The 16,018-nt window shown below is 63.7% G+C and carries 18 protein-coding genes and 1 pseudogene; 13 read left to right on the forward strand and 6 right to left on the reverse strand.

Annotation, left to right across the window (positions count from 1 at the left end; genetic code table 11):
• The first annotated feature begins 10 nt into the window (after nucleotides 1–10).
• The 3 genes from G6N81_RS00595 to ilvC are packed head-to-tail and all read left to right on the forward strand — an operon-like array spanning nucleotide 11 to nucleotide 3,398.
• Nucleotides 11–1,816: an acetolactate synthase large subunit gene (locus tag G6N81_RS00595; protein ID WP_165131631.1), complete on the forward strand. Its 1,806-nt coding sequence runs from the start codon at nucleotides 11–13 to the stop codon at nucleotides 1,814–1,816.
• Between the two features lie 2 nt (nucleotides 1,817–1,818).
• Complete coding sequence (gene ilvN / locus G6N81_RS00600; RefSeq protein ID WP_165131648.1) at nucleotides 1,819–2,325, forward strand: acetolactate synthase small subunit; 507 nt, start codon at nucleotides 1,819–1,821, stop codon at nucleotides 2,323–2,325.
• 47 nt (nucleotides 2,326–2,372) lie between these two features.
• The gene (gene ilvC, locus G6N81_RS00605) at nucleotides 2,373–3,398 is read left to right on the forward strand and encodes a ketol-acid reductoisomerase (RefSeq protein ID WP_165131651.1); all 1,026 of its coding nucleotides are present in this window, start codon (nucleotides 2,373–2,375) and stop codon (nucleotides 3,396–3,398) included.
• Between the two features lie 49 nt (nucleotides 3,399–3,447).
• On the opposite strand, the gene G6N81_RS00610 is transcribed toward ilvC, so the two are convergent.
• Complete coding sequence (locus G6N81_RS00610; protein ID WP_165131654.1) at nucleotides 3,448–3,840, reverse strand: DoxX family protein; 393 nt, start codon at nucleotides 3,838–3,840, stop codon at nucleotides 3,448–3,450.
• 64 nt (nucleotides 3,841–3,904) lie between these two features.
• On the reverse strand, nucleotides 3,905–5,272 hold the full coding sequence (locus tag G6N81_RS00615; RefSeq protein ID WP_165131657.1) for a DUF308 domain-containing protein: 1,368 nt from the start codon (nucleotides 5,270–5,272) through the stop codon (nucleotides 3,905–3,907).
• Between the two features lie 150 nt (nucleotides 5,273–5,422).
• On the opposite strand from G6N81_RS00615, the gene G6N81_RS00620 reads away from it, so the two are divergent.
• Complete coding sequence (locus tag G6N81_RS00620; protein WP_165131660.1) at nucleotides 5,423–5,992, forward strand: NUDIX hydrolase; 570 nt, start codon at nucleotides 5,423–5,425, stop codon at nucleotides 5,990–5,992.
• On the opposite strand, the gene G6N81_RS00625 is transcribed toward G6N81_RS00620, so the two are convergent.
• Complete coding sequence (locus tag G6N81_RS00625) at nucleotides 5,981–6,583, reverse strand: MarR family winged helix-turn-helix transcriptional regulator (protein ID WP_241245002.1); 603 nt, start codon at nucleotides 6,581–6,583, stop codon at nucleotides 5,981–5,983. The two genes, G6N81_RS00620 and G6N81_RS00625, sit on opposite strands and share 12 nt — an antisense overlap.
• Before the next feature lie 80 nt (nucleotides 6,584–6,663).
• Between G6N81_RS00625 and idi the strand changes: the two genes are divergently transcribed.
• The 8 genes from idi to G6N81_RS00665 are packed head-to-tail and all read left to right on the forward strand — an operon-like array spanning nucleotide 6,664 to nucleotide 13,360.
• A complete protein-coding gene (gene idi, locus G6N81_RS00630; protein ID WP_165131663.1) occupies nucleotides 6,664–7,236 on the forward strand; it encodes an isopentenyl-diphosphate Delta-isomerase in 573 nt (190 codons plus the stop codon).
• Entirely contained in the window at nucleotides 7,233–8,276 is a 1,044-nt protein-coding gene (locus G6N81_RS00635) for a polyprenyl synthetase family protein (RefSeq protein WP_165131666.1), read from the forward strand. Before idi ends, G6N81_RS00635 begins: the two co-directional genes overlap by 4 nt.
• Nucleotides 8,273–9,145 (forward strand): phytoene/squalene synthase family protein, encoded by an 873-nt coding sequence (locus G6N81_RS00640; protein WP_165131669.1) that lies wholly within the window; start codon nucleotides 8,273–8,275, stop codon nucleotides 9,143–9,145. The genes G6N81_RS00635 and G6N81_RS00640 overlap by 4 nt, the downstream gene beginning before the upstream one ends.
• Nucleotides 9,070–10,689 (forward strand): phytoene desaturase family protein, encoded by a 1,620-nt coding sequence (crtI, locus tag G6N81_RS00645; protein ID WP_165131672.1) that lies wholly within the window; start codon nucleotides 9,070–9,072, stop codon nucleotides 10,687–10,689. Before G6N81_RS00640 ends, crtI begins: the two co-directional genes overlap by 76 nt.
• Nucleotides 10,686–11,015, forward strand: a complete 330-nt coding sequence (locus G6N81_RS00650) for a lycopene cyclase domain-containing protein (protein WP_165131675.1) — start codon at nucleotides 10,686–10,688, stop codon at nucleotides 11,013–11,015. The genes crtI and G6N81_RS00650 overlap by 4 nt, the downstream gene beginning before the upstream one ends.
• Nucleotides 11,012–11,311: a lycopene cyclase domain-containing protein gene (locus G6N81_RS00655; protein ID WP_165131678.1), complete on the forward strand. Its 300-nt coding sequence runs from the start codon at nucleotides 11,012–11,014 to the stop codon at nucleotides 11,309–11,311. The genes G6N81_RS00650 and G6N81_RS00655 overlap by 4 nt, the downstream gene beginning before the upstream one ends.
• On the forward strand, nucleotides 11,301–12,161 hold the full coding sequence (locus G6N81_RS00660; protein ID WP_165131681.1) for a prenyltransferase: 861 nt from the start codon (nucleotides 11,301–11,303) through the stop codon (nucleotides 12,159–12,161). The genes G6N81_RS00655 and G6N81_RS00660 overlap by 11 nt, the downstream gene beginning before the upstream one ends.
• A gap of 26 nt (nucleotides 12,162–12,187) precedes the next feature.
• Complete coding sequence (locus G6N81_RS00665) at nucleotides 12,188–13,360, forward strand: ferrochelatase (protein ID WP_165131684.1); 1,173 nt, start codon at nucleotides 12,188–12,190, stop codon at nucleotides 13,358–13,360.
• 100 nt (nucleotides 13,361–13,460) lie between these two features.
• Here G6N81_RS00665 and G6N81_RS00670 read toward each other — a convergent pair whose 3' ends face one another.
• Together G6N81_RS00670 and G6N81_RS12820 are read right to left on the reverse strand one after the other, a co-directional pair.
• Nucleotides 13,461–13,895 carry a LysR substrate-binding domain-containing protein gene (locus G6N81_RS00670; RefSeq protein WP_241245004.1) on the reverse strand — a complete coding sequence of 145 codons (435 nt, stop codon included), beginning with the start codon at nucleotides 13,893–13,895 and terminating at the stop codon, nucleotides 13,461–13,463.
• 103 nt (nucleotides 13,896–13,998) lie between these two features.
• A pseudogene (locus tag G6N81_RS12820) lies at nucleotides 13,999–14,052 on the reverse strand (hypothetical protein); the annotation flags it as partial.
• Between the two features lie 22 nt (nucleotides 14,053–14,074).
• Between G6N81_RS12820 and G6N81_RS00675 the strand changes: the two are divergent.
• Nucleotides 14,075–14,551: an EamA family transporter gene (locus G6N81_RS00675; RefSeq protein WP_241245005.1), complete on the forward strand. Its 477-nt coding sequence runs from the start codon at nucleotides 14,075–14,077 to the stop codon at nucleotides 14,549–14,551.
• Here G6N81_RS00675 and G6N81_RS00680 read toward each other — a convergent pair.
• Nucleotides 14,496–15,941, reverse strand: coding sequence for an MFS transporter (locus tag G6N81_RS00680; RefSeq protein WP_241245006.1), 1,446 nt, complete (start codon nucleotides 15,939–15,941; stop codon nucleotides 14,496–14,498). The genes G6N81_RS00675 and G6N81_RS00680 overlap by 56 nt on opposite strands.
• Between the last annotated feature and the right edge of the window lie 77 nt (nucleotides 15,942–16,018).

A 16,018-nucleotide genomic window follows, 5' to 3' on the forward strand; every position in this document is an offset into this window, starting at 1 on the left:
GGGAAGTATCATGCCCGCAGATCCCACCACCGGGGCCGTTCCTCGGCCCCCCGCTCGCCACTCCAGCACGCCCGTCATCACGGGTGCCGAGGCCGTTGTTCGCTCGCTTGAGCTTCTCGGCGTCAAGGATGTGTTCGGCCTCCCCGGCGGCGCCATCCTGCCCGCGTATGACGCGCTGATGGGCGACAACTCGCTGAACCATATTCTCGTTCGTCACGAACAGGGTGCCGGTCACGCTGCAGAAGGCTACGCGTCCGCATCAGGCGAAGTCGGTGTCGCGATCGCGACATCGGGCCCTGGTGCAACGAATCTCGTCACGGCCATCGCCGACGCATACATGGACTCCGTGCCGTTCGTTGCGATCACGGGTCAGGTGTTCTCGACGCTGATGGGAACCGATGCGTTCCAGGAAGCGGACATCGTCGGAATCACGATGCCCGTGACGAAGCACTCGTTCCTTGTTCGCAAGGCTGAGGACATTCCTCAGGCCATTGCGCAGGCGTTTGAGATCGCGAAGACCGGCCGTCCCGGACCGGTGCTCGTTGACATCACCAAGGACGCGCAGCAGAACGAGGTGCCGTTTGTATGGCCGCCGAAGTTCGATCTGCCCGGCTACCGTCCGGTCACGAAGGCGCACGGAAAGCAGATCCAGGCCGCAGCCAATTTGCTGGCCGAGGCCAAGCAGCCCGTGCTCTATGTCGGAGGCGGTGTCGTTCGTGGGCGGGCTTCGGAAGAGCTGAAGACTTTCGCAGAAGCGACGTCGACGCCCGTCGTGACGACGCTGATGGCCCGGGGCGCTTTCCCCGACTCTCATCAGCAGCACCTCGGAATGCCGGGAATGCACGGCGCAGTTCCTGCCGTTCTCGCTCTCCAAGAGGCTGATCTCATCATCGCTCTTGGCGCACGCTTTGACGACCGTGTCACCGGTAAGGCTGAGCTCTTCGCACCGAAGGCCAAGGTCGTTCACGTTGATATCGACCCGGCGGAAATCGGAAAGATCCGTGCGGCTGAGGTTCCGATCGTCGGTGATGTGAAAGAGGTGCTGGTCGACCTCGAGACGGCGTACCGCTCGTCGACGGCGGCTCACCGTCCTGACTTCGCCGAGTGGTGGCAGTACCTTAACGGGCTGCGGGATCAGTATCCGCTCGGATTCGCGCCGACAACAGACGGCCAGCTCGCTCCGCAGCAGGTCATCCAGCGCATCGGTGAGCTCACTGGCCCGGAGGGCGTGTACGCATCCGGCGTTGGACAGCACCAGATGTGGTCGGCGCAGTTCATCAAGTACGAGCGCCCCAACGCGTGGCTGAACTCCGGCGGCGCCGGAACAATGGGCTATTCTGTGCCCGCTGCGATGGGGGCAAAGGTTGCACAGCCGGATCGCCACGTGTGGGCGATCGACGGCGATGGTTGCTTCCAGATGACCAATCAGGAACTCGCCACCTGTGTTCTCAACAACATCCCCATCAAAGTGGCGATCATCAACAACTCCTCGCTCGGCATGGTGCGCCAGTGGCAGACGCTCTTCTACGACGGCCGCTATTCGCACACCGACCTGAACACGGGCCACGATTCCAAGCGCGTTCCAGATTTCGTGAAGCTCGCAGAGGCGTACGGTTGCCTCGGTATTCGCGTCGAGCGCGAAGACCAGATCGACGACGCGATTCGGCTGGCGCTGGAGACGAATGATCGTCCCGTTGTGATCGACTTCGTTGTTTCCAGCGATGCAATGGTGTGGCCGATGGTTCCGCAGGGTGTGTCCAACAGCTACATCCAGTACGCGCGAGAACACGCACCGGCATTCGATGAGGAGGCATGATCATGTCGAAGCACGTTCTGAGCCTTCTTGTTGAGGACACACCGGGCCTGTTGACACGCGTCGCCGGGCTGTTCGCGCGCCGCGGATTCAACATCCACTCGCTCGCCGTCGGTGTCACCGAGGTACCGGGCCTGTCCCGCATCACGGTTGTCGTCGACGTGGCATCCCACCCGCTTGAGCAGGTGACGAAGCAGCTCAACAAGCTCATCAACGTGGTGAAGATCGTTGAACTTGATCCGGCCGCTTCCGTGCAGCGCCAGCACATGCTGGTCAAGGTGCGTGCGGACAACACGAGCCGCGGAAACGTGCTCGAGGTCGTCAACCTGTTCCGGGCCCACGTCGTGGACTATTCGCCCGATTCGGTCGTCATCGAAATCACGGGTGATCAGGGCAAGGTCGATTCGTTCCAGCGGGCGATCGAGCCGTTTGGTATCAAGGAGATTTCGCAGTCGGGTCTGCTGGCACTGGGCCGCGGACCGAAGTCGATCTCCGAGCGCGTCCTGCGCTAAAAACACTTCTCCTACTTCTCTTTATCATCGATTCAAGGAGCACTCCTATGGCAGAGATCCTCTATGACGCAGACGCTGATCTGTCGATCATCCAGGGCAAGAAGGTTGCAATCGTTGGCTACGGCTCGCAGGGCCACGCCCACGCGCAGAACCTTCGTGATTCGGGTGTCGAGGTCAAGATCGCGCTGCGTGAGGGATCCAAGACGGCGCAGAAGGCCTCTGACGAGGGCTTCGAGGTGCTGACGGTCGCCGATGCAACGGCATGGGCTGACGTCATCATGATCCTCGCGCCCGACCAGCACCAGCGCGGGATCTATGAAGAGAGCATCAAGCCCAACCTCGCACCGGGCAAGGCGCTGGCTTTCGCGCACGGCTTCAACATTCGCTTCGGTCTGATCGAGGCGCCCGAGGGCGTTGACGTCATCCTCATCGCTCCGAAGGCACCCGGGCACACCGTCCGTCGCGAATTTGCGGCTGGCCGTGGCATTCCCGACATCATCGCCGTTGAGAAGGACGCCTCTGGCTCGGCCTGGGATCTCGCGCTTTCGTACGCCGCAGGCGTTGGCGGAACGCGCGCGGGCGTCATCAAGACCACGTTCACGGAAGAGACCGAAACCGACCTGTTCGGTGAGCAGGCCGTTCTCTGCGGTGGCATGAGCCACCTCGTGCAGGCGGGCTTCGAGACCCTCACCGAGGCCGGTTACCAGCCCGAGATCGCCTACTTCGAGGTTCTCCACGAGCTGAAGCTGATCGTGGACCTCATGTGGGAGGGCGGAATCGCCAAGCAGCGTTGGAGCATCTCCGACACCGCTGAGTACGGCGACTACGTTTCCGGCCCCCGCGTGATCGACGCGAAGGTCAAGGAGAACATGAAGGCCGTTCTCGCCGACATCCAGTCGGGTGCTTTCGCTGAGCGCTTCATTGCTGATCAGGACGCGGGCGCTCCCGAGTTCACGAAGCTTCGTGCCGAGGAGGAGCAGCACCCGATCGAGGTCACCGGTCGCGAGCTCCGCTCGCTGTTCTCGTGGAAGAACAGCGACGACGACTACGTTGAGGGCACTGCCGCGCGTTGATCTTCGCGTAAACACAACGGGCCGCACCTTTTGGTGCGGCCCGTTGTGTTTATGACCGGCGAGAGCGTCCCGTCGCAAACAGAGCCCACGCGATGAGCGCGGGCTGGAAGAACAGCCGTCCGAATCGCTTCGCGTCGGTGTCGAGCCCGAACCCGTCGCGCTGGTGGATCCACTGCGAAAGATTGCCGGGGAAGATGGCGACGAAGAAGATCGCGGCGATCCAACCGACCGATCGACGGCACTTTTTCGGCGCAAAGAGCAGGGCTTTACCTAAGCCGATCTCGGCGACTCCCGATGCGACAACGGTTGTGTCGGGGTGGAGCGGAACGAAATCCGGAACCTGCGCTCGAAACTCTTCTCGCTTGGTGGTGAGGTGGGAGAGGCCGGCGATGGTCAGAGCAGAGCCCAGGAGGATGCGGGCGATGGTGCGAGGCTTCGACATGCCATGAGCGTAATCGCCCGCGACGCCCTGAGGGGCGCCGCGGGCGAAGAATGTGGAGCCGGGGTTAGCCGACGAAGCCCACGATGACGTTGTACGTGGCGTCCAGGCCCGAGATATCGACGTCGGAGGAGAGCAGGCCGATCTCCAGATCGAGCGTTCCCTCCGTCAGCACATCGCTCGCATAGTCACCGGCGGTGAGAACCAGGTCATCGCCATCCCAGAGGTTCACGATGAGCAAGACGTCGTCGACATATGCGTCACCCACCCGTGACACGGAAACATTGGCCACGGCGACGCCGTCGGACTCGCCGATCGTTGCTTCATCGATGACGATCAGGTCGTCGATTCCTGTGACACCGTCCGGGAGTGCCGATGCCGACGACGTGTCGGGCAGCGTGACCTCGATCTCGTTGACCTCGATGCCGTCCGGGATCAGGGTGAATGTCCCGCTGACGAGGTTCTCTCCCGGAAACAGCGCCTGGTAAGACCAGTCGTAGTCGACGTAGTTTCCGTCTGCGTCGTACCCTTCGATATCGATCGATGCGGAGTTCCAGAACACGTCGGTGTTCGGGTTAGTAATCCACACGGCGTAGTCATAAACCATTGAGCCATCTTCGATCTCCCACGCCTCGGAGATCGAGGTACTGGTGATGATCAGAGGCTCCGCTTCGAAAGCCGATGTCTCTTCTGGCTGTTCGACCGGTTCCTGAGGTTCGGAGGATCCGCCCACCCCGAGATCATCGAGGCCCCGCTGCATTTCTTCGCACTCTTCCTCAGTGAGTTCGGCGCACAGAATGTCTTCGACGAATCCGGGGCTTTCATCCACGAGCTGCCCGATCAAGAGGAACCCACTGATCAAAAGGACAATTCCCGACACGATGGCCGCGATGGGCGCGAGGATGAGGGCCGTGATGCTCATCCCCTTGGATTGTTTCTTGACGAGAGCAATGATGGCGAAGACGATCGCGGAGATTCCGACGACCGTTCCGAGGAAGATTGCCGGCCACCAGAACGACAAGATGCCGAAGATCATCGCTGCGATCGCGAGAAGGAGAGCCGTGAGGGCCAGGCCCTTTCCGCGAGGAGTGTCCGGCGTTGCGGCGGGATATCCGGGCGCGGGCGGGACGGGGTATCCCGGCGCAGGAGGTGCGGCGTATCCGCCCGGCTGCTGCGGGTAGCTCTGGTCGGGAGCCGCGTATGACGAAGCGGCCTGTTCGGGCGTGGCGTACGAGGGCGGCGCGGCGTCCGTCTGCTCGGGTGCCACATAGGGCGGAACGGGAGGTGCCGGTGGCGCGGGCTGATGTGTTGGCGCCGTCTCCGCTTCGCCGGAGAGCGGCTCACCGGGCTGTGTCGGCGTCGCGTCGGAGTTCTCCGGCTGCAGCGGCGGAGTCTCGTCCGGTGACTGAGGTTCGTTGGTGTTGTTATCGCTCATGAAATTTCCCTCTCCCTATGGTTCCCTTCAAAGGTACCGGGGGGAGGGGGCGCGAACGGGGAGACGGGGCGCCGTTCTCCGGCGCGCCGCAGATGTCGGAGCCTCCGTTGCCGTGTGGAGAAGCGGGAGTTTCAGGCATAGGGTCGACGTATGCCGCCTGCTCTTGCAACTGACGCCGCCCGTATCGTGCGGGAATGGGTGCCGGCGGATGCCAGCGATCGTGAGATGCACGCGTCGTTTACGCGTCGCTTTCTTCAGGCGGAGCCGCCGCTGTACCGCGGTGACGGCGCTGACCATGCGACGGCGTCCTGCATCGTGTTCGATGCAACGCTCACGAAGACCCTTCTGGTCTTTCATGGCAAGGGGCAGTTCTGGGTGCAACCGGGTGGGCATATCGAGGGCGAAGACGAAACGATTCTGGCGGCCGCCCTGCGTGAGCTGCGAGAGGAGACGGGGCTGGTTCTCGGCGAGGACGCCTTTGTGGCGCACGACCTCGATCACCACGCGCTGAGCGCGAGTTTTGGACGGTGCGCTTCACACCTGGATTTCGGCGTCGCGGTGATCGCGGATCCGGGCGCCAGGCTTGTTGTCAGCGATGAGTCCGATGCCGTGCGTTGGTTCGACATTGATGCGCTTCCGGAGCAGATTCCCGGCAACGCGGAACGCCGTTATCTCTCGTTGCGCAGCCGCGCCAAGGCGGCGTTGTCCTCAGTGACGTAAATCTTCAGCGGTGTCGTCCGGGAGAGAACCCTCATCCGAGACCAGGCCGTCCTCCGTTGTCGCGGTGAGAGCGTTGAAGAAAGCGACGATCGCGGCGCGCTCTGCCGGGGAGAGGGCGGCGACGACATCAAAGCGTCGCGCATGTGATCGTCCGACGCTCGCTCGCGCCGCGTTTCTCGTCTCGTCCGTGATTTCGATCGTCAGACGGCGTCGATCGTGCGGATGGGGTTGGCGCACGATGTGCCCGGCTTTGGCCAGCCGATCGAGCATCTTCGTGGTTGACGCGGTTGATATTCGCAGGTGTGCCGCGAGTGCGCTCGGTGTGACGTCGACGCGCTGGCTCCGCGAGGTGATGAGGAAACGGAGCGCGCGCATGTCCGTGTCGCCGAGCTTCATGTAGCGACGAGACGCTTCACTCATCGCCTGCTCTGCCTCCCGCCAGCGATGCATCGCTTCAAGAACTTCCACGGACTGGCTGATATCAGCGTCTGAGAGGTGGGAGCGTTGGACAAGCGTTTCGTCCGGATCGAGCACGCGCGGATCCAACATCGTCAGTGGCGATGTGAACTGTGGGGGGATCTTGGGGCTCATCAGGATTGACCCTACGCTCGTTGGTCTTTCGCTTGGCTAGTGACTAGTATAGCTAGCGATTATCACAGGGAGAGCTCACCATGACCGCAACCCGCGAACGGGTCGTTCTGCTCGACGATCAGGGCGCCGCCCTTGGCGTTGCAGACAAACGCGACGTGCACACCACGTCGACGCCACTTCACCTGGCTTTCTCGTGTCATCTGCTCGATGACGATGGCCGTGTCTTGATCACCCGCCGCGCCATGACGAAGCGCACCTGGCCTGGCACATGGACAAATTCCTTCTGTGGCCACCCCGAGCCATTCGAGGCCGTCCCTGATGCGGTTGAGCGTCGTGCGCAGCAGGAGCTCGGCACGTTCGTCGATGCGATCACGCTGGCACTGCCGGACTTCCGATACCGTGCTGTGGACGCAAGTGGAATCGTTGAGAACGAGATTTGTCCTGTGTATCTTGCTCGGCACGCGGGTGACATCGTGCCCTCTGCGGATGAGGTGATGGAAACGCGCTGGGTCAAGCCGGAAGATCTTGCCGCGGCACTGACCGCCGCGCCCTGGGCTTTCAGCCCGTGGCTCGTGCTCCAGGCGCAGGACCTCTCCGGGGCGGATGGCGTCATTCGGGCGAGCGCGTGGCAGCGCGAGAGGACAGCGACATGACTCTCGTGCTCGAAACTGTCGGCGTGGAGGCCGCCCTCGACCGGTTCTTCGAAGAGCGCCTCGCGCGTGCGCGCCAGTTTGGCGAATCCCACGAGGTTCTGTGGCAACGGATCAGCGCAGCGTGCCGGGGCGGCAAGCTGGTGCGTCCACGCCTGGTTCTCCTTGCCCACACCCATTTCGGCGGCCACGATCCCGCGGCAGTTGACGTCGCAGCTGCTTTTGAGCTCCTTCACACTGCGCTCCTTGTGCACGACGATCTCCTTGACGGCGACCTTCGCCGGCGCGGTGCGCCCAACCTTGCGGGGGAGTACGTCGCGGACGCACTGGCGACAGGCGTCGGCACTGACCGAGCCGCCGAATGGAGCCGGGGTTCGGCGCTCCTGGCAGGTGACCTTCTGCTCAGCGCCGTCCACGCGTTGATTGCCCGTACGGCGACTCCGGCGACACCGGCACTTCACGACATTGTCGATGAAGCGCTCGAGATGACGGCCGCCGGGGAACACGCCGACGTGGGGTTTGCCGTTGGCACCCTCAGCGTGACGCCTGAGGGGATTCGACAGATGATGGCGCACAAGACGGCGGCGTACTCCTTTTGTGCACCGCTGCGCGCCGGCGCTCTCCTTGCCGGCGTCGACGACGAGTCGGCTGTCACAACGCTGACGAACATCGGCACGCAGCTCGGCGTGATGTATCAACTCCGCGACGACGTTCTCGGTGCCTTCGGTGATGAAGCCAAAACCGGAAAGTCGACGCTCGGAGATCTCCGCGAGGGCAAAGCAACTCTGCTGATCGCTCTCGCGAAGCAGCACCCGGGCTGGGCGGGAGTGGAACATCTCTTCGGCAGCGCTGATCTCGATGAGAGCGGCGCCCAGCTAATTCGGGCGGTCATCGTGGAATCTGGAGCTCTCGACGCGGTGGAAGAAGAGATCAATGAGCGGCGGGCACAGGTGGGCACCGTGATCGCGGATTCCGGTTTCACCAGCGACTTTCAGTCCGAGCTTGAGACGTTCGCGGATGCTTGTGTGGAGCGCGGCGCATGACCCGGATCGACGGCCTCGCCCTCTACACGCGAACGGCACGAGAGGCATCCGATCGCGTGATCGGCTCGTACTCCACCTCGTTTCGGCTCGCCAGCAAACTCCTGGCTCCGGACGTCCGCATGCACATCGCGGTGATCTATGCGCTCGTGCGCGTCGCTGACGAGTTGGTCGACGGAACCGGCGCCGAAGCCGGTCTCAGCGACGAAGAGACGCGCGAACTGCTTGACAGCCTTGAAGAAGAAACGCTGGCGGCTGTCGCTCGCGGTTACAGCACCGACCTCGTTGTGCACGCGTTCGCCCGAACAGCCAGAGAAGTTGGTATCACGGAGAAGCTCATCCGTCCGTTCTTCGCCTCGATGCGCACCGATATCGACGGGGATGGCGAATTCGATGAGCCGTCGTACCGCCGCTACATTCACGGATCCGCTGAGGTCGTTGGTCTGATGTGCCTGCGTGCCTTTCTGCAGGAAGACCGAACCGTTCCCCTGGATGAGGATCTCGAAGAGGGCGCGCGGCGCCTCGGCGCCGCCTTCCAGAAAGTGAACTTCTTGCGAGATATCGCGGATGATGCGACGCGCCTGGGACGGTGCTATTTGCCCGGTGTCGACTTGGCACGGTTCACGGAGGCCGACAAACATGCGGTAGCCGATGACATCGACGCCGACCTGACGATCGCTCGAGCGGCGATCGTTCGACTCCCGCCGCGTGCGCGGCGTGCCACGCTGGCTGCTGCCGGGCTGTTCGCGCGGTTGAACCATCAGATTCGATCAACTCCTGCCGACGAGCTTCTCGTATGCCGCGTTTCGGTGCCGTCCGCGCAAAAGGCACGTGTCCTCGCTCGAGCCGCACTCGGACGGAGCACACTGTGAGTCCTGGCCAGCGGGTTGTTGTCATTGGCGGCGGGATCTCCGGTCTCGCAACGGCTGCCCTCCTCGCAAAGGATGGGCACGATGTCACTCTCGTTGAGGCGCGTGAGCAGCTCGGCGGTCGCGCGGGGACCTGGCAACACGAGGGGTTCACGTTCGATACGGGCCCCTCGTGGTACCTGATGCCGGAAGTGTTCGATCACTTCTTCCGCATGCTCGGCACGACAAGCGAGAAGGAACTCGAACTCGTTCCCCTCGATCCTGCCTACCGCGTGTTCTTTGAGGGGACGGACGACGCGTTCGATCTGCCAGCCACCGGAGCCCGAGATGCGCTCGTTGCGCTCGATCCCGACAACGCGAAGGGAATCGACGCCTATCTCGCGTCAGCCGAAACGACGTACAAGCTCGCGACCGAGTACTTTCTGTACACCACTTTCCGGTCGTTCGCCCCGCTGTTGGCGGCCGATGTCGTCAAGGGGCTTCCGCGTCTGACTCGCTTGCTGACCGAGCCGCTAGACAGGTTCATTCAGCGGCACACCGATGATGATCGCCTGCGCCAGGTTCTCGGCTATCCCGCGGTTTTTCTCGGAACCTCCCCGCAGGCGGCGCCGAGTATGTATCACCTCATGAGCCATATGGACGTTGGTCAGGGGGTGTTCTACCCGCGCGGTGGATTCGGCGAGGTGATCTCGGCCATCGTTCGCCTCGCTGAACGCCAGGGCGTGTGGATCCGGACGTCGACACCCGCTCGTCGCATTGTTGTCGAGGGGCGAAAAACGGTGGGCGTCGAGGTGTCGACGCCGTCGGGGGAGAGCGAGTTTCTCCCCGCCGATGTCGTTGTCTCCACGGCTGACCTGCGCGTGACGGAGCGCGAACTGCTGGAGCCGGAGCAGCGCGACCGCAACGACGCGTGGTGGGATAAGCGCGACCCGGGGCCGGGCGCCGTTTTGGCGATGTTGGGGGTGCGCGGTGAGTTGCCGGAGCTCGCGCACCACTCGTTGTTCTTCACGAAGCAGTGGGAAGAAGGTTTCGACGCCATCTACGGCGACCATCCCCACATTCCCGACCCGGCATCGCTGTATGTGTGCCGCCCGAGCGCGACCGACAGCGTTGCACCTCCGGGCCACGAGAATCTCTTCGTCCTTGTTCCTGTTCCCGCCGACACCGAGATCGGATCGGGTGGAATGGACGGTGCAGGATCGACGGCGGTCGAAGCCGCCGTGGATCGCGCGATCGACCAGATTTCCTCGTGGGCAGGAATCGCGGATCTCCGAGAGCGCATTGTCGTGAGGCGATCCGTTGGTCCGGCAGACTTTTCTCGTGAATTCGGTGCATGGCGAGGCGGTGCTCTTGGCCCCGCGCACACCCTTCGCCAGAGCGCGATGCTTCGCGGGCGCAACACCTCTTCGCGGGTGGATGGCCTCCTCTACGCCGGTGCGACCACCATTCCGGGGATCGGTTTGCCGATGTGCCTGATCAGCGCGGAGCTGGTCGTGAAGCAGATGCGAGACGATCGCAGCGCTGGCCCGCTCGAGGAGCCGCAATGAGTGTGCTCTATCTCGCAACGCTGCTCATCTGCGCGGCGTGCGTTGTGGCCGTCGACCTTCGGTTTCGCTTGTTCCTCGGGAAGTCACCCCGCGCCGCTCTTGCCGTGCTGGTGATCGGTGCGGCCTTCTTTATCGCCTGGGATCTGGTCGGAATCGCCACAGGAATTTTTGCGCGGGGTGAGACGCCGTACATGACGGGCCTTCTTCTTGCTCCGGAGCTTCCGGTGGAAGAGCTGGTGTTCCTGCTGTTCTTTTGTGAGGTGACGATGGTGACGTTCTGCGGGGCGGAACGCATCGTCGCTGAACGTCGGAGGAAGCGCTCATGACCTACGCGCTCGTTTCCGCGGTATTCGTCGGGGTCGCCGCCATCGCCGCGTTTTTCTTGGCGCGACGCGGAGATCGTCTGCTCCGGGGAGCCGCGCTGACGCTTCTCGTGCTGTTGGCGTTGACGATCGTGTTCGACAACCTGATGATCGCTGCGGGACTCTTCGTCTACGCAGATCCTCATCTCACCGGGATCAAAATCGGGCTCGTGCCGATCGAAGATCTCGCCTACCCGCTGGCGGCTGCCATTCTTCTTCCTGCGCTGTGGTCTCGTCTCCGGAGCCGGGATGATTCGTGATCTTGTCGCCGCATCCCGCCCGCTGAGCTGGATCAACACGGCGTATCCCTTTGCCGCGGCCTACCTGCTGGCCGGCGGAATCGTCGACCCCCTCTTCATCGTTGGCGTCGTTTTCTTCCTCGTGCCGTACAACCTGGCGATGTATGGCATCAACGATGTTTTCGACTACGCCTCCGATATCGCGAACCCGCGAAAGGGCGGCGTTGAGGGCGCACTTCTGGCGCCCGCGAAGCATCGCATGGTGCTCGTGGCCTCCGGCGTGAGCTGCGCCCCGTTCATCGTTGCCCTGGGTGTTCTCGCACCGCCGCTTGCTCTCATTCCCCTGGCGATTGCGATGTTCGCGGTGGTCGCATACTCTGCACCGCCTTTTCGGGCCAAGGAAATCCCGCTTGTCGACTCGATCACATCGAGTACCCATTTCGTCGCCCCGGCTGTGTACGGTGTGGCAGCAGCCGGAGGAGATTTCTCCCTCACGGTTGTGGCGGCCCTCGCGGCATTCTTCGCCTGGGGAATTGCGAGCCATGCTTTCGGGGCTGTTCAGGATGTTCTGCCCGATCGTGAAGCGGGAATCTCCTCGATCGCCACCCGCTTCGGCGCTGCTCGCACGGTGCGCTTTGCGATTCTGATGTGGCTGGCGGCTGCGGCGTTCCTCGTGTTCGCGGGGCCACCGGCGGCATGGGCAGCATTCCTCGTGGTTCCGTATGTGTGCGCTGCTGCGCCGTTCTTCCGCATCTCGGACGCCGATTCCGCGCGTGCAAACCGCGGATGGCGGCTGTTTCTCGGCATCAATTTCGTGTGTGGGTTCCTCCTCACTCTTCTTCTCATCGTCGTCGCCATCGGCGCGATCTGATCCCGCTTCGACCTCGGGAGGTCATCATGAAAGACACCACCGTTCCGTTCGCGTCACCGGCATCGGCCAGCGGTGCCCCGTACGCCAGCGAAGGACAGTCCTACGACGCACTCCTTCTCGCCGGGTTCGGCGGGCCGGAAGGGCAGGACGACGTTCTGCCGTTTCTCCGCAATGTCACTCGCGGTCGTGGGATCCCCGATGAGCGCCTGGAGGAAGTGGCGCATCACTACCGGCACTTCGGCGGTGTCAGCCCGATCAACGCGCAGAACCGTGCGCTGAAAGAGGCGCTCGAAGCAGAACTGGCCCGGCGCGGCATTGCGCTTCCCGTGTACTGGGGCAACCGAAATTGGGCGCCGTACCTGACCGACACCGTCGCAGAGGCGGCCCGAGACGGACACACCCGCCTGCTCGCGTTGGCCACGAGCGCATACAGCTCGTACTCCAGCTGCCGGCAGTATCGAGAGGATCTGTCCCGCGCGGTTGAGGAATCAGGCCTCGGCGATACGGTCGAGGTCGACAAGATCCGTCAGTTCTTTGATCACCCCGGTTTTATCGACGCATTCGTCCCGGGGGTTGTCGAAGCAATCCGGGAGTTGCGAGGTTCTGCCGACGCCAGCGCCGTCACCGTGCTGTTTACGACGCACAGCATCCCGCAGGCCGACGCTGAGCGCTCGGGCCCGCGCGACATCGACTTCGGTCCAGGCGGCGCATACGAGGCGCAGCATCGCGCTGTCGCCGAGGCCGTGATGCACGCGGTGCGTGCTTCCGAACCGCTGGCGGAAGATGTGGAGTGGGAGCTCGTCTTCCAGTCGCGCTCAGGGCCCGCCTCCCAGCCGTGGCTCGAACCGGATATCTGTGATCGAATCGCTGAGCTTCCCGCAGAGGGGGCGTCGAGCGTGGTCATCGTGCCGGTCGGATTTGTCAGTGACCACATGGAAGTGATGTGGGACCTCGATAACGAGGCCATGGAGGCGGCAGAAGAGGCAGGTCTGCGTGCGATACGGACGCCAACGCCCGGCATCGACCCCCAGTTCGTGTCAGGACTGATCGACCTCGTCGAGGAGCGCATCGCGGCGGTTCCGCAGAACGAGCGGCCGCGGCGGACTGAACTGGGGCCGTGGTTCGATGTGTGCCGCCCGGGCTGCTGTGAGAACGCGCGACTCGGCTTCCGGCCTGCGGCGGCGGGAGTAGCTCCGTAGGACATCGTTCACCTGGCGCAGCCGGCCGCCACTAGTCGGCTGCGTCAGGACAGGCGACGGCAACGAATGCTGAGGCCGCGGAGCTCGGATTGAACCGACTTCACGCGAGATGCTCGGCCCGCGTTGGCCCATCGACAACGGGTATGGCACGAGTCTCGTGCCGATCGACCAGAACGCGCGGTGACAGCAGGGCTATTCCGTGATTTTCTGCGACGAGATCGAGCATGAGCTCCGCGCTCATGGTTTCGAGGCGCACCTCGCGTGTCAGACCCGCTCCCGCGAAGGTGATGTCGGATTGAGCGCGCCCGGGGCTCCCCGCGAGGAAGTCGATAAAGGACTCGTGGGCGACCTCCGCCAGCGTGAGCCGTTCCCTGTCCGCGAACGGATGCGTGTGGCTCACGGCGGCGACCAGGCGATCTCTGGCGAGAACGCGTGAGGACACTCCCTCGGGGGTCGCCGATTCTGGTAAACCCAGGAACGCCACGTCGAGTGCTCCTGCGGCGATCTCTGCGATGAATTCGTCGCTGCTTCCCACGCGCATCGTGACCGTGACGTGTGGATGCTCCCGCCGCCGCAGGCCGGAAGCCGAGCTCGCGCTCCAGCGACGCGATTTGGTGACTCAATGCCGATTGCACGACGTGACATCGGGCAGCCGCACGCGTGAAGTTGCGTTCTTCCGCGACGGCGAGCACGTAGCGCAGCGCATCGACGCTCGTGGCGCTGCTCGTCGTGATTGTTCTGTCCGAGCGGCTGTCGACGTGGCGTTTGGGGTGGGGAGTCGCTGGCGTCGGCGGCGTCGCGATGGTGGTGCTGGGCCCGGGAGCCGCCCTCGACTCGGTGGGCGTGGTGGCAGGGATCGCCGGCGCCGCCTCGATGGGAGTGGGCGTGGTTCTTACGAAGCGCTGGGGGCGACCACCCGGAGTCTCGGCGGTCGGGTTCGCGAGCTGGCAGCTGGCCGCCGGCGGGACGTTGCTCATTGTTCCCGCGCTGCTCATCGATGGCGTACCCGCCGAGATCTCGCTACCGGCGGTGGCGGGGTATGTCTGGCTCGGCCTCGTTGGCGGACTTCTCGCATACACGCTGTGGTTTCGAGGAATCGGTCGGCTTCCCGTCACCGCCATCGCACCCTCGGCCTCTAGCGCATCGTCCGACGGAGAACGATCGTTGCCGCGACAGCTGTTGCGGCCATGATCGCGGCTCCGATCAGGAACACATCGCTCATCGCGGCGGTGAAGGCCTCGTTCGCCATGGCCTGGAACCCCGCGCCGATTTCTTCCGGGAGGCTGTCGGCGACGATTTGCGAGGCGCCGAGAGTTTCGGAAGCTGCGTCAACAGCGTCTGCGGACATGCCTTCGGGAGCGGAAGAGGTGAGATTGTCACGGTAGAGCGACATACCGACGGCTCCGAGCGTCGCGATGCCGAGCGCGCCGCCCACCTCGTATCCCGTCTCTCCGATTCCCGCTGCGGCGCCCGCCTTGTGTGGGGGAACCGAGCCAAGAATGACGTCGTTTGTCAGCGGGTCGGCAACGCCGACACCTACTCCGAGGAAGAAACCGCCGAAGACGGCGATTCCGAGAATGGCGGAGGTGCCGAGCATGCTCATCGCGACGAAGCCAGCTGCGGCCAGCGCGAATCCTCCTCCGACGATCCACGGGACCGGGATCACGCGTGCGAACAGCGGCGCCGAGAGAGCGCCAAGGAGAGATCCGACCGCAACGGGCAGTGCCCACAGACCGGCTTCCAGCGGGCTCTTTTCCAGAACGACCTGCACGTACTGCGGAAAGAAGAACAGGAGCGACGTCTGAGCGAAAACGCCGAGAGCGTTCGCGAGTACGGAGGTCGTAAACGGAGCGGCGCGGAACAGACGGACGTCGATCAGCGGGTTCTGGGCGCGCAAGAGCCGGAGGAGGACGGCGGCCAAGACTACGAAGCCGACGGCGATTCCGATCCACGATCCGTCCTGCCAGGAGTTCGTGGCAGCGGTCTTGAAACCGTAGACAACGGCAACCAGGCCGGTGGTCACGAGGACGGCGGACAGCACGTCGAACGGGCCCGGGTCCGGGTTCTTCGATTCGGGAAGAAGGAACGGCCCGGCGATGAGCAGAAGAACCATGATCGGCACATTGATCAGGAACAGAGCGCCCCAGGCGAAGTGAGCCAGCAAGGCACCGCCCAGGAGGGGGCCGAGGCCCATGCCGGCAGCGAAGCACGAGGTCCAGATCGCGACGGCGGTGCGACGCTGCAGGGGATCGTGGAAGATGTTGCGAATCAGGGCAAGGGTCGACGGCATCAGCGTCGCCCCGGCGAGTCCCATGATGGCGCGGGCAGCGATGAGGACCTCGGCGCTGCCCGAGAATGCAGCCAAAACGGATGCAGCCCCGAACGCCGCTGCGCCGACGAGCAGCAGTAGTCGCCGTCCGATGCGATCACCCAGTGAACCCATCAGAAGAAGTGATCCGGCAAGCACGAGGCCGTAGACATCGATGATCCACAGCAGCTGCGTTCCGCTCGGCTCGAGATCGCGGCTGAGCGCCGGCACGGCGATCGAGAGCACCGTGAGGTCGATGCTGAGCAGGAGCACAGGAAGAGAAAGTGCTGAGAGCGCAACCCACTGCCGTATGTCAGCGCGGAGATTCGGCGCGAGCAACTCGCCGATGC

It is taken from the genome of Microbacterium amylolyticum, from assembly GCF_011046975.1.
GTDB classification, from domain to species: Bacteria; Actinomycetota; Actinomycetes; order Actinomycetales; family Microbacteriaceae; genus Microbacterium; species Microbacterium amylolyticum.

Bases quoted from the DNA above. Each gene is read 5' to 3' on its own strand.
- G6N81_RS00595 (WP_165131631.1), top strand. From the start codon at position 11: ATGCCCGCAGATCCCACCACCGGGGCCGTTCCTCGGCCCCCCGCTCGC.
- ilvN (WP_165131648.1), top strand. From the start codon at position 1,819: ATGTCGAAGCACGTTCTGAGCCTTCTTGTTGAGGACACACCGGGCCTG.
- ilvC (WP_165131651.1), top strand. From the start codon at position 2,373: ATGGCAGAGATCCTCTATGACGCAGACGCTGATCTGTCGATCATCCAG.
- G6N81_RS00610 (WP_165131654.1), bottom strand. From the start codon at position 3,840: ATGTCGAAGCCTCGCACCATCGCCCGCATCCTCCTGGGCTCTGCTCTG.
- G6N81_RS00615 (WP_165131657.1), bottom strand. From the start codon at position 5,272: ATGAGCGATAACAACACCAACGAACCTCAGTCACCGGACGAGACTCCG.
- G6N81_RS00620 (WP_165131660.1), top strand. From the start codon at position 5,423: ATGCCGCCTGCTCTTGCAACTGACGCCGCCCGTATCGTGCGGGAATGG.
- G6N81_RS00625 (WP_241245002.1), bottom strand. From the start codon at position 6,583: ATGAGCCCCAAGATCCCCCCACAGTTCACATCGCCACTGACGATGTTG.
- idi (WP_165131663.1), top strand. From the start codon at position 6,664: ATGACCGCAACCCGCGAACGGGTCGTTCTGCTCGACGATCAGGGCGCC.
- G6N81_RS00635 (WP_165131666.1), top strand. From the start codon at position 7,233: ATGACTCTCGTGCTCGAAACTGTCGGCGTGGAGGCCGCCCTCGACCGG.
- G6N81_RS00640 (WP_165131669.1), top strand. From the start codon at position 8,273: ATGACCCGGATCGACGGCCTCGCCCTCTACACGCGAACGGCACGAGAG.
- crtI (WP_165131672.1), top strand. From the start codon at position 9,070: ATGCCGCGTTTCGGTGCCGTCCGCGCAAAAGGCACGTGTCCTCGCTCG.
- G6N81_RS00650 (WP_165131675.1), top strand. From the start codon at position 10,686: ATGAGTGTGCTCTATCTCGCAACGCTGCTCATCTGCGCGGCGTGCGTT.
- G6N81_RS00655 (WP_165131678.1), top strand. From the start codon at position 11,012: ATGACCTACGCGCTCGTTTCCGCGGTATTCGTCGGGGTCGCCGCCATC.
- G6N81_RS00660 (WP_165131681.1), top strand. From the start codon at position 11,301: ATGATTCGTGATCTTGTCGCCGCATCCCGCCCGCTGAGCTGGATCAAC.
- G6N81_RS00665 (WP_165131684.1), top strand. From the start codon at position 12,188: ATGAAAGACACCACCGTTCCGTTCGCGTCACCGGCATCGGCCAGCGGT.